The organism is Catenulispora acidiphila DSM 44928, from assembly GCF_000024025.1.
Classification (GTDB): Bacteria; Actinomycetota; Actinomycetes; order Streptomycetales; family Catenulisporaceae; genus Catenulispora; species Catenulispora acidiphila.
On sequence record NC_013131.1, the window covers coordinates 6,335,258 to 6,346,547 of the forward strand.

Consider the following 11,290-nt stretch of genomic DNA (forward strand, 5'->3'; position numbering starts at 1 on the left):
CGTCGAACTCATGAAGGATGAGTATCCTCCGGTTCCGGCACCCCAAGGCCGGTTTTTCCGACCATGCGACTCGCCGGGGCGGCCGGAGGTCCGTCGCCACCGGCGTCACGTACGAACCGCGCCGAGCCCTCGGATTAGCAGAAAACTGATAGCCGATTGGTCATTCACTCACGACGTCAGGAAGCCCGGCTCTCCGCCTGGACGGCCTCGGCTTCCTGGCGGTTCTTCCGCTGCGCGCGCAGACCGGTGCCACGAGGCTGGTCACCCCCGTTGCCTCGCCGGGGTGGCTCTTCGCCGGTTCCCGCTTGGCTAGGAACTTTTTTGACCTTCAGTCCGGCCATGCGGCCACGGGTGGCCTGGCTGGTGTCGCATGTCAGAAGACGCACTTCGCGGCCCGCGATCGCCCGGATCGTGGCGGCGCGTTCGATGATCTCGTCATCGGCGATGGGCTGACGGGTGTGCCCCGGCTGGTCTAGGACGATCTCGACGGTGACCTGTCCGACGATTGACTGGCCCTCGCCTGGCGCCGAACGGTGCAGGATGCCGGTGACTCCTGAAGTGATCGCCTCATCCAGGCGTCCCAGGGTGTGGCCGGCGCGCCATCGGGGATGAGTGCCGCCAGTTTCCTTGAGCCGGTCAAGCTCGTCGACCACCACTATCGGGAACAGCAGGTGGATCTCCTCCTCGACGTGCAGACCCATGACACGGTGAAAGCTGGTGTCTGCGAAGCGCTCGGGGCTGCTGAGGTAGAAGCTGGAGTCGGCGACGACAAGCCACTTCGGGTCGCCCCAGCGCCCTGCGTACTCGTTCAAGGTCTTCATTGCCGCGTCGAGAGCATCGACGCGATCGGCGAGTTCCTGGTCGACCAGCCCGTAGACGAGGCCCTGCTGGTCGGTTCCGGCCAGCATGCCGCAGGACTCGAGGAGCGCGTAGTAGCGGCGGGTCAGGATGAGGTCGTCGACGTCGTTCCGGCTGATCTTGTCCTGAAGGAGTCGAGTGGCGTCAGTGACCCACTCCAAGTACTTCAGGAGCCGCTGGTAAGCCGAGGAAGGACTCGCACCCCGCAGGTTGGACGCGTCTAAGCGAGCCCGCTGAAGGGCCTCGCTAATGCTGCTTCGGTGGGCGCCCGGCCTCGGGGTAATGAGCATGGGCTGATCGTGCCACTCAGACGCTGCTGGCATGGCGGAATTAGCGACTGCCCGATAGCGGCCCGCCGACCACTCTTTGAGGCCGCGCTACGTGATAGACATGCCTCGCCCGAGAACCTGCTGGTCAGGCGGCAAAGCCCCCCATAAGGCTGGCAGTTGCCGTGTTGGCGCTTTCGGGCGCTGCTGCGGTAAGCGCTCGGCCGACGCCGCGTCCTCCTAAGCGTATTGCAGGGACGGTCGCAATTTGGACGCGGCCCTCCCCAAAACAGGAAGTCACAGGGCGCGGGAGGACGAGTATCAGAGGTTGCCAGCGCAGGGGTCGGCGGGGACGCGGCTGGGCTGACTGCCGAGAAGGGCCGACCCCCCTCGCGCACAAGCCGGACAGTTATTGCGCCGCTAGCTCGCGAAGCGGTAGTGGATCGTCAGCCGCCACGTATCGAAAACTCTGCGGAGGCTGAAAGACCCCGCTCTCCCGCAAGTGATAGAGGTGCAGTGGCTCATCGAGTTCGCAGATGGCGGTCAGGTGCAGGAGGTATGCCTGATCGGCGCCGTCGAGGTACCCGTCAAACTCTTCCTTTGTCAGACCCAACCGGGCGCGATGCCGCTTCCACGCCGTCTCAGGAGCAGCGACGTCAACAGTTCGCAGCCGTGCCGTGCCAACGATCGCCATCGTCGGCGCTGACGAGTACAGAACAACTCTTGTGCCGGCACCGGCGGCAATAGGTCGTCGCCTAAGCTCCACCGTTTTGGAGCCCTCGAGAATCGCTTCTGCGAAGCGAGGACGCAAAGACAAGAGGAGCACACGATCAGTCACGATTGGCTCTGGCCTGCCAGGTAGATGGCGCCGAAATACTCAGCCGAGATCCGTACCGGTCCCTGCGGAGTTGCCTGCTCCCCGTACCGCTTTGAGAGTTCGCGCAGCTCTCGAAGCCCCACGGGTTGCGGCAGGATCTCCGTGTTCGTGAACACCAGCGCTTGCACCTGTCCTTCATGGGCCGCTGCGACGACTTGTTGTTCGTTCCACACGCCCAGGTGCCGAAACCTACTGTGCAGCTCTTGAGGTACGCCAGTCACGACAGCGTCAAGCTGCGAACAGGCAATCACGCCTGGGCTCTGCGAACGGGTCTGCCCGCCAGCGCTCATGTACCACAGCAAACGAGACGGTGCTGCCGGTCGCGGTCCACGAGGGCTTCGGTAGTAGACATGCTCCCGGCTCAGGCCCAACTGATCGTCACGGCCGTCGAGCGTCTCTGGAACCCCAAGCAAGTCGTTCGAAAAGATCTGCTTTATAGGGATGAGATACGAGGTCAGCGCGCTGTCGACGACCTTGGCCGGCCACCAAACACGCTCGATCTCGGCAGCGGCGACTGATGGCATGGCTGATCGTAGCAATGGCGGCTCACTCAGACCTGCGTAACGCGCCGCAAGGATTGCTCGACGGCTGAGTTCCTCTGCGGTTCCACAAACGTTGAGAGAGTGGGCAACCAGCCCTCCATCGACCGGCTGGAATCCATCTTCGAGAGCCGCCAACCGGAGCGAACGGCTTGCGTGGGCGTCGGCCAGCCGAATCGTCGAGACAGCATTCCCTCTTGCCATCTGGCGGAGAAGGAAGATTATCTGACGCGCCAGAGTCTCGCTGAGCCGCACAGGGGCTACGCGCGCTAATGGGACAACCAACTCGTCGCCGCACGCGTAGGCGCAGTACGCGGCCGCCATGTGGCCAGCTGCGTCAACGATGCCGATCCGCTCGTGCTGGTCGCGTGCCAGCGATTTTATTAAGTCCTGGAACGCCTTGGGCCTCTCACCATCTCCCACTAGGTGCATAGCCCGAGCCGCATCGCCGGCGCCAAGCAAGCGGGAGTTCCACGCCGTGCCGAGTAGCCCGGCCGGGCGATAAGCCTCCGCCCGAACCAACTCATCGAGATGCGTGATGACGTCAACGGGGAGCATGATCCGCAAACCGTACAGGCGCTCGCACGCTGCGCCCAACGTCCTGATCATCCGACGATCGCTGGTGATGAGCACATTCAATCCGGCAGCGATCGCGTCACACGCGTGCCGAAGGTCGAACTCGTCCTGCCTCGTCAGCGGGTACCCAGGGGACGCCTGAGGGATTGCCGCGATGATCGCAGCCCTGGCCTCGCCAACAGCGGCTGTTTTGCTCCGCACAGCCGCCATGTTGCGAATGCTTTTGGTGCACTGCGCTCGCAGCGTGCTCTCAATGGTGTCGATCTCTGCGTTTAGGGCAGGGGTGCGAATCAACTCCAGCCTGTCGACGCTCTGGTCGTCCAATAGGGCCTGAACATCGAGGGTGTCCTGACGCTGTGGGCCGGCCAGAGCCCGCACCACGTTCAAGTCCACCGCGGCGCGCACGAGCACAAGCTCCTCTTGGCGGCTTAGCAGGTTCGGGTGCCCATGGTCCCGCCACCAAATCACCAGAATATGCCCATCGTCACTTCGACCAAGCCGTTCGCCGATCTGGCTGAAGCCCAAGCTCACCCACATTTCACCCAGGCCATAGCTATGGCGGCAACTCGCCTTGATCCCCGGGTAGTCGGCCCGTTCGTCAACAATACGTTCGACAAGTCTGCGGCCGATGCCGAGCCCACGGTAATCGGGCCTGACGCACAGGTGGGTCAGTCGCACATGGTCGCGTGTAAGGCCGTAGAGCGCGTAACCGACGATCTCTCCGCCATCTCGCGCCAGAAGCAGACAGCCGTTGTGCGCAGCCTCCCTGTAGGCGGCAAACGGAAGATGTCCCAGGGTGTCGCGCGCCGCGTTGCCGATCAGCACGGCGGCGTCTACCTCAGCAGAATCACCTCGCCGCGCCGACGCAATCGTTATGGTGCGCGAAGTGGGTTGCTGCGACTCACTAGACATGCGCGCATTGTCGTACCCACCTTCCCTTCTGTGAAGGCTCCGGCTGAGACCGGATAATCTTCGGAACACGCTCGGCGCTCCGCACCTGGTTGGTAGTTGCGCTCGATCGGGTCATCTAGCTTCAACTAGCGTGCTCAGATCTGCACGGACATTCACATGGTCACGTCATAACGTCTGACCTTCGGACTCCGGCCACGTCAGTTGAGGGAAGGGATGCCCGATGACCCGCAGGCCGCTCAACGACCAGCAATCAAAGATCTTGCGATGGATCAGCCAGGGCTGCCCCGACGGGGAGCAGCCCGGCACCGGCTACAAACTGAGCGCGCAGGCGCTGCAGAGTCGCCGCCTGGCGAAGGTGTCCCGACGGCAGGGAATCTGGACCGCAGAACTTACCGACGACGGCCGACACTACCTGGAACATGGAGACTATCCACCGGCTCCGGCAGCAACGGGAGTTCGCAAGACCACTACCGCAGCCCGGTCCGTGGAGAAGCCGGCACCGGATCAGCGCCTGGATGCTCCGGTTGAGACGACGGCTCTGGTCCAGTCGTCGCCCGCCAAACCGAAGGTTCGGGCGGCTCCGTCGCCGAACCAGGGTGACCTCCTGATCACAGAACTCCTCGCGGCCGACGGTCGCATTGTGGTCCGCCAGGAATACGGACGGGGTGCCCCGAGCTGGTCTGCGCGCATCGCGTCTGCGGCCCGGTCCAAACTACTTCCCGACGGCAAGTACATTTCCCACGGCTGGATCACGGTCGGACGCGACACCGAGATCACCCTGAAAGACATCCCCGTCTGGCGCACCGAAGTCCTCGCGCCGATCGTGGTTCCGGAGCGTCTAACGAATCCACATCCCATAGGGGCGGCCTTCCGCGACAGGAAGCGCACGCTGCCCCTAACCAAGCCAGTCCTCTCCCGGGCACTGCACTTGCTGCAGGCTCTCGTTGCGGGGTCTGAACGTCACGGCTACAAGGCGAGACTCGCCCCCGACGACAAACCGCGTTACAAACAGGGTCGCCTCCAGCTCATCGACCAGTTCACAGTTCAGACGCCGGAAGTCACCATCGGCGTCGCCATCTCCCAGCAGAATGATCGGGTCGAGCATGATCCCACCGCTCGCGAACTCGCGGATGCCGCAAAAGGCTGGGGAAGGAGGATCCCCCGCTACGACCACGTGCCGTCTACGCGTCTGTCGATCCGCCTGACCGGCGGGCAGTCGCACTGGGGAACGGAGTGGTCGGACAACAAGGCGGCGGTGCTCGAAGACGCTCTGCCGCAGATCCTGCAGGAGATGAGGCTCCGATCGACGGCAGCTGAGGCGAAGCGGAAAGCCGATGAGGAGGCCACCGTTCTCAAGCGTCGGCGGTGGGAAGCCGCGATGTCCCAGGCACGAGTTGCCTACCAGGAGTCCTACAAGGTCAAGGCTCTCCACCAGCAGATCGCCGACTGGCGGAAGTCGCAGGAGATTCGAGAATTCCTCAGCCATGCACAGGACGTCGTGACGAACATGTCGTCCGGGTCCGATCGCGTCGTGGCCGAGGAGTGGCTGGCGTGGCTCGTAGCCTACGCCGACGAATTGGACCCGCTGGCGGGGCCATTGCACATGCCGGACATCCCCGAGCCCAGTCCGAAGGATCTTGAACCCCATCTGAAGGGCTGGACACCATATGGTCCCTGATCCCACTGTCACGCCGTCACACTCACGCCGACCGTTCCGCATTTCTCATCGGCGTGGAGAACGGCCGAGATCGACATGTTTCACCTGAAATCGGAAACAATTAGGGTTTCGTCTCAGGGCCCGAATCCGCGCCGCAACCGACGCGCCTGCAAGCTCAGAGATCCCGAAGCAGTACGTCAGAGACCGACTCCTCGTACACCGCACATCCGAGACTCTGCATAGCCAGGGACAACCGGTCGTCCCAAGGCGTTGGTTGGGCTGCGCCCTTCAGCGGAAGCCGTTCTCCTCCATCGACAGCCATGCGGTAGTCCGACGCACCGAAATGCCAGGCCGCCGCTTGATGTCGTTCGATCACTTGCCGTGCGATGGACACACCTGGCCAGTCGAAGTCACCGTGGTACCGAAGCCGTCCACCGCCATCGCGGATAATCTGCGCAAGGCGGTGGAACGCGGCGGACGGTCGACCCTCGGTGCAGATCAGCGGCCTCGACTTTGGGCCTAGTGCCTCAGACGCTCGGCGGAGCACTGCGGGGTTCTCGCACACGAAGACTTCCACGACGTCGGTCCGGACCAGGTGCCGAGACAGCTGGTTCAACGTCACCTGAAATGGAGTGCCGTATGCTGCCGCTCCCGTCAGCCACTCCCCCAGACCAGGTCCGGCCGCTGGGAGATTGAGCACCAGCACTCGACTGGCCAGGTCGTCAACGACGACGTCGGCCGACTCCCACAGTTCTCTGATGCCCTCGGCGTCTGTGGGTAGGGGTAGTTGGGCTCGTCTGGCCAAGGCCTTCAGCACAAGCGTCGCGGTCGGTGTTCCGCGGTTCAGCGCCTTAGTGTCTGACGTAATCTTGTCCGCCAGTTCGGGAAGCAGCACGATTGTCGCGGTGCCAGCGCGCTCCTCGATGTGTTCGAGCACGCGCACTGCGTCAAGAATCCGGTGCGTACCGTTTTGGCGGATGGCTTTGGCGAGTGCACCCCCTGACTCCAGTTCCGCCGCCCATTGGCTGAACCACTCGTGCTGATCGTGTAGCGGGCTGGATCGCATCTTCGCGAGAACTGCCTCGCGGGCCGCGAGGTCGGTGTCGCGTTCGGCGGGCTTGTTCCGAAGCGGCCCGCCCAAGATGGTGAGCGCTTCGGCCAGGCTCAATCTCGTAGTGCGTCGCACCGCCTCATCGAGTTCGGTCATGCGGACTGTGACCCGTGCTGAATTCGCGCTCCGATGGCTCCTGGTCAGTCCGATCACGGCTGCTCGTTCGTCCTCGCTCGGGCTGACGATGCTCACTGAGCCGGTGAGCACTCCCCCGGACCGCTCCAGTGAGCCTCGCGCCGCCTTCCACAAGCGTCGATATTCCGGATTGTGGTAGCGGTCCAGGCCCGTCACGACTCGTCGTCTCCGTCCTCGTCATCGTCCGCGTCGGTGCTGTCGTCGAACGCGAGGCCGTCCCCGCCTGAATCGGGCTGGACATGCCGGGTGGGCCGGAAGCCGAGGATCTCGGCTTCGAGCTCGTGGTTGCCGGCGAAGCCGGCGCCGGCGTCGATGATCTGTTGGCCGTCCCAGATCAGCATGAGCGAGGAGACTGTGTGTGAGGCCTCGTCGTGGTGCATGTCGTAATGCGAGGCCATCGGCACGGCCGCGTCGCTGACCCACAGGTCGTGTCCGGTCATGAACAGGTCGAGGTCGAACTTCACCGTCAATTCGAGCAGTTCGGGGGTGAAGTTGCCGTCGATGCCGCTGAATGCCTCGTCCAGGGCGATCATGCGGGGGCTCGGCCTGTGGCTGGAGGTGTATAACGCGTTGGCTGCGGCGAACAGCGGCAGATGGATCGCGGCCGACTTCTCGCCTCCGGACATTTCGGAGTGCTTTTTGCTGGTCAGCTTCTCTCCGTCCTTCGGTCCGCCGGGCCGGAACAGTGTGAGTTGGAAGCTATACCAGGTCCGGTAGTCGAGCACGACCGCCAGCGCTTCCCGGTAGGTGTCTCGTGGGTGCCGGTCGAGGTGGTTGCGGAGCATCGTGCGGATCAGAGTCCTCAGCTGCACGTTGTCGTCGGGGCCGAGCGGGTCTGATTTGAGGATTTCGGAGGCCGCGATCTGGTGTTCGTCAGCCTTCTCCGAACGCAACCAGCCGATTCCGATTTTCGTGCCGGAGGACATCGGCTTGGACTTGGTGTCGGCGTCCATCGCCCGGACGAGGTCGCGGGCTCGGCGGACTCGGTCGTGGATCTGGCGGGCGATACCGGTCAGCAGCGCGTCTTCGAGCACGGCACGCTCGCGGTCTTCCAGGAGCACGGCCTGTGCTTCCAGATCTTCGGCGATCTTCTTCGCGGCCGAGCCGACGGGAGCGCGCCCGTCGCCGGAGTCGATGTGGACGGCGAATGGTGCGTGGGGGCTGATTTCGGCTTGGTAGCCGTCTTCGCCGGATTTCAGGGCGAGTTCGAGATCACGGAACGACTCCCAGACGCGCTCTGCTGCAGTGGCGACCGCGGCCTCGCCGACTCGGCCGCCGGGTAGCGCCAAATGGTAGGCGTCCAGGAGAGCGATGCAGGCGTTCTGAAGGACTGTGCGAAGTCGATCGAGACCTGCGGTAGGTTCCGAGCCGCCGGCCTGTGGGGAAAGCAGTGCCTTGCTGAGCTCATCCGCCGTCGGCGAAGCCGGCCACAAGGAGTTCTCGGCGACCCCCAGCAACGGTCGTAAATCCGGGTTCGCGGCAGCCTCGAACTCAGATAGCCGCACGATCAGCTCGGAAAAAGCCTCGCCGGCCTGCGAACGGGCGTGCTGCTGCGTTGCCGCCGCAGTGATGCACTCGTCATGTGCGGTCTGCGCCGATGCCTCCGCTTCTCTCCGCCTCGACTTCGCCTCCGTGAGCCGCTGACCGACGTCCGCCAGCTCGGACTGGACCTGTTCGAATCCGACACCTTCGACTGCCCTGCGTGCTTCGTATTCGCCGGTCTGGGTCAGATGCTCGGAGCGCGCGATCTGGAGTTCCTCCAGTTCGCCCTCGATTTCCTGCTGGCGGCGGATATTTCGCTGAGTGCGTTCAGCGAGCTGGCCTTCGAGAGTCCGAGCATTTGTCCGGGCGCTGACGAGTTTGGTCACAGCACCGCTCACATCCTCGACTGCCTGGGACACGGCGTCGAGCAATTCGGTGGTGGTCGGAAGCGACCGCTGAGCCGCCGCTCGCCTCAGCTCGCGCTCGGCGGTCGCGACTGCCGAGATCGCCTTGTTCAGCTGGTGTTCGGCCTTGCTGAGCTGGTTCTTCGCGGCAGTGACCAGTGACGCAGCGGTCTGGACCTTGGAGAACAGGTCTGTGAGTCGCTTGGTGGTGGGTAGTGCGTCACGGGCTCGTGTGAAGTCTCGAACGAACTCCTCCGCTGCAGTCAGCTTGCTGCGCGCCGTGGCGAGTTGCTCGTCGAGCTGCGTCAGCTGCTCGATGAGCTCTGCCAGACGCTGTTCCCGGCGGCGGGTGCGGTTGGTAGCCCCGATGAACTCAGGGGTGGCCTTGGGACGTGACCCTGTCAGTGTTCCGACTGCGAATCCGCCTCGTGCCGTCACGGCGGTGTGGCGGGGTGAGTCGCTGCCGTTCATCTCGTCCACGAGGGCGATTCCCGCCAGGATGGACGAGATCCGGTCTGTGGCGACTACCGGATGATCCTCGGGGACGAGGACGTCGAGCGCGGTCCGGACGCCCGGTCCGGGGTAGGTGCCTTCGGTGAGGTAGCCGTCGGCCTCGTGGTCGAGCAACGCTTGTGCGGTCAGTGCGGCGTCGGGGTGGATCCAGGCCGTGAGGAGCCCGGCTCCGTACAAGGCGCCTTCGATCCCGGCTGCGGTGTCGTCGTCGACGTGGTCGGCGAAGCGGACCAGTTCCCATAGCGGTGCTCCGGGTCGGCCAGCGCGCTCAGCGAGGCGGAGGTCGCTGGCGGCCGGAGCTTCGTCTTGCTGGGCGGCGATCGCGTCGCGTTCGGCCGTGACCGTCGTGATCGTCGTCTCGATTGCCGTGACGGCGTTGCTTGCAATGACCACTGATGTCACGGCGGCTGTGCGACGGTCTCCCGTGAGCCGGTCGTATGCCTCGGCGATCAGATTGCCCGCGGTCATGTCGAGCTCTGCGACTGCCTCAGCGAGCACCAAGTTGTCGTCGGCGCCGAAGACAACGTGTTCGTCGTCGCCGGACCAGTCCGCAGCCCAGGTAGTCAGCAAGGCCCGCACAGCGTCTCGTTCCGCCTCGGCGGCCACGCCAGCTGCCGCGAGTTGCGCCTCTGCTTGCTCAACCTCTGTCTGCGCGGTCTCGGCGTTCTCCTGGGCGGTCTCCCGCACTCTTCCGGCCGACTCGACGCCAGCGATGAGGGTACGTACTTCCCGGACTTCGGTGGTTCTCGCTGCGATCAGCGCCTTTGCTGACAGTTCCAAGTCATCGCCGTCGTCGATGCTGTCGCCAGTGTCAGGGAATGCTCGGCGTGCGGCGGCGGCCAGATCCGCGCCGAACCGCTCTGCTGCGTCAAGTTCCTCGTCGACAGCCTCTTGGACGTCCTCGGCCTCCTGCCTCAACTGCTCCAAGTCCAGTTGCGCGCGACCGATCCGCTGCTCGTCGATGTCGAGCCGCTTTGCCTCCTTCGCCAACTGCTCGGCCTCGCGAATCAGGTCCTTGTAGCCTTCGAACTTCCCCTTCAGGGCACCGAGGCGGCCTTCCAGCACGATGACCTGGTTCTTGGCCTCTTCGGACGCGAGTTTCGCCGTGTCCTGGGCGTTCCGAGCAGCCAGCTCCGCAGTGGTCGCCTCGCTGACTGTGTCGACGGCGGCAGCTGCCTTGGCCATGCGGTCCCGTGTCAGGTCGACTTGCCGACGCACGTAGCGGCGAAGGTAGGTTCGGTACTCCCCGACGAACTCCCCGACCGCCTTGTCCGCTGCTGCGAGTTTGGCGTATTCGTCCTGGACTGCTTTGAGATTGTCGAAATCCCGCGCCGCCTGATCAACCAGTGCTTCGTCGACCGGGCTCAATCCGGCGCTGAGTGTCGCGGAGACCTTCGCCGGATCCAGATCCTTGGCCAATAGTGGTCTGCGCAGTGAGATCAGCAGGTCGAGGAGTTGGCTGTACCGCTCACGGCCCAGGCCGAAGAGTTGGGCGTCGACCGCGTCCTGGTACTCCGCCTTGCTGTCCAGACGGTTTGCGCGGCCAAGTCGGCCGGTGAGCTGTTTGCGGGTCAGTGGACGGCTGTCTGCGCCGAGTAAGCCGAAGTCGACGCCGAGCCGCTTGTCGGTGACGTAGAAGGAAGTCTGCGGGCGGTCTTTGTCCTTGTGCTGCACCAGGCCGATCACGAGTGTGACGGTCTCGGCCACACCGCCGAGGGTTCGGGCGAACTCCATCCAGACGTATCCGTGCTCGGAGTCCTGTCCCCGGTACAGCAGGTTGGACTTCATGGTCCGGTTCTGGCCGCTGAATGGGTCCAGTCGCTTGGCGTCCAGGCTCCCGTCCAGAACGAACGGGAACAGCACCTCCAAGGCCTTGGTCTTGCCCGAGCCGTTATGCCCGCGCAGCACCAGCCGACCGTCTGCGAACACGAACTCTTCGTCGAGGTAGTCCCAGAGGTTG

Annotated in this window: 5 protein-coding genes; 1 reads left to right on the forward strand and 4 read right to left on the reverse strand. The window is 64.2% G+C overall.

The features are described 5' to 3' along the window. Positions 1 to 176 precede the first annotated feature (176 nt). Together CACI_RS27215 and CACI_RS27225 are read right to left on the reverse strand one after the other, a co-directional pair. Positions 177 to 1,019, reverse strand: coding sequence for a PIN domain-containing protein (locus tag CACI_RS27215; RefSeq protein WP_223297247.1), 843 nt, complete (start codon positions 1,017 to 1,019; stop codon positions 177 to 179). A gap of 939 nt (positions 1,020 to 1,958) precedes the next feature. After that, positions 1,959 to 4,028: a GNAT family N-acetyltransferase gene (locus tag CACI_RS27225; RefSeq protein ID WP_083795836.1), complete on the reverse strand. Its 2,070-nt coding sequence runs from the start codon at positions 4,026 to 4,028 to the stop codon at positions 1,959 to 1,961. A 220-nt stretch (positions 4,029 to 4,248) separates the two neighbouring features. On the opposite strand from CACI_RS27225, the gene CACI_RS48205 reads away from it, so the two are divergent. Beyond that, a complete protein-coding gene (locus CACI_RS48205) occupies positions 4,249 to 5,706 on the forward strand; it encodes a hypothetical protein (RefSeq protein WP_015794086.1) in 1,458 nt (485 codons plus the stop codon). Positions 5,707 to 5,860: 154 nt separating this feature from the next. On the opposite strand, the gene CACI_RS27235 is transcribed toward CACI_RS48205, so the two are convergent. Beyond that, positions 5,861 to 7,087, reverse strand: coding sequence for a TIGR02679 family protein (locus CACI_RS27235; RefSeq protein WP_015794087.1), 1,227 nt, complete (start codon positions 7,085 to 7,087; stop codon positions 5,861 to 5,863). Next, positions 7,084 to 11,037 (reverse strand): SbcC/MukB-like Walker B domain-containing protein, encoded by a 3,954-nt coding sequence (locus CACI_RS27240; protein ID WP_143765412.1) that lies wholly within the window; start codon positions 11,035 to 11,037, stop codon positions 7,084 to 7,086. Before CACI_RS27240 ends, CACI_RS27235 begins: the two co-directional genes overlap by 4 nt. Positions 11,038 to 11,290: the final 253 nt, after the last annotated feature.